This window comes from Microbispora oryzae (genome assembly GCF_017896165.1).
In the GTDB taxonomy this organism is placed as follows: Bacteria; Actinomycetota; Actinomycetes; order Streptosporangiales; family Streptosporangiaceae; genus Microbispora; species Microbispora oryzae.
The window spans coordinates 1-1,417 of record NZ_JAFCNB010000061.1; the positions used below are offsets into that span (position 1 = coordinate 1).

The 1,417-nt window shown below is 66.8% G+C and carries 1 protein-coding gene; it reads left to right on the forward strand.

The features are described from left to right. Positions 1-263 precede the first annotated feature (263 nt). On the forward strand, positions 264-1,417 hold a 1,154-nt coding region (locus JOL79_RS33515; protein ID WP_210159961.1), incomplete at its 3' end, for a glycoside hydrolase family 10 protein.

The window sequence follows — 1,417 nt, forward strand, 5'->3', positions numbered from 1 at the left end:
GTCTTGACACTTTTGGTGGTGATTCCCACACTGAGTCCCGATGCGGTCGTGATCCTGCCGGTGCGTGGTGGTGTGGCAGGAACCGTGGCCGGTGACGCGTCCCGACCGGAGTGAATGCGGGACCGCGCCGTGACACGTGGCGGCACCATGCCGCGAACGCGCTCGAACGCGCCGTGACCGCGCGGGGATCCGCCGTCCCCGGACAGATCCCCCCTCGTGGAAACTCATTTCCTTCCGTGATCCAAACCAGTGGAGGCTCAGGCATGGGCGGACAACGCATACCCATACCCCCCACCCGCACCCCCGGAACCACAGCCGCCCCCGGCCCCCGGGCCCGGCGGCCCGTCCCCACACGCGCACTCATCGCCGGCGCCGCCGGCGTCCTGGCACTGGCCACCGCCCTCACCGGCACCACCCCCGCCGGCGCCGCCGCCACCACCCTCGGCGCCGCCGCCGCCCAAAGCGGCCGCTACTACGGCGCCGCCATCGCCGCCGGCCACCTCAACGACTCCACCTACGTCGCCACCTGGGACCGCGAATTCAACGCCGTCACCCCAGAAAACGAAATGAAATGGGGCCCCATCGAGCCCTCCCGCAACAACTTCAGCTGGGGCTCAGCCGACCAGATCGTCAACCACGCCATCAGCAAAGGCATGAAAATCCGCGGCCACACCCTCGTCTGGCACGCCCAGCTCCCCAACTGGATCACCAGCAGCATGACCGCCACCGACCTCCGCAACGCCATGACCAACCACATCAACACCGTCATGGGCCACTACAAAGGCAAAATCTACGCCTGGGACGTCGTCAACGAAGCCTTCGCCGACGGCGGCGCCATCGGCACCCTCCGCAGCGACATCTTCACCGACAAACTCGGCAACGGCTTCATCGAAGAAGCCTTCCGCACCGCCCGCGCCGCCGACCCCGACGCCAAACTCTGCTACAACGACTACAACATCGACGACGCCAACGCCAACAAAACCCGCGGCGTCTACAACATGATCAAAGACTTCAAAGCCCGCGGCGTCCCCATCGACTGCGTCGGCCTCCAATCCCACTTCGGCAACCCCCCCTCCAACTACCAACAGAACATCGCCCAATTCGCCGCCCTCGGCGTCGACGTCCAAATCACCGAACTCGACGTCGGCGGCTCCGGCTCCACCCAAGCCGACGCCTACCGCCGCGTCACCCAAGCCTGCATGGCCGTCCCCCGCTGCACCGGCATCACCGTCTGGGGCATCACCGACAAATACTCCTGGCGCAGCGGCGACACCCCCCTCCTCTTCGACGGCAACTACAACAAGAAACAGGCCTACACCTCCGTCCTCGACGCCCTGAACAACGCAACCCCGGTATCGCCGAGCCCCTCGGTGAGCCCCACACGCAGCCCCAACACCTCGCCGTCGGCATCCCCGCC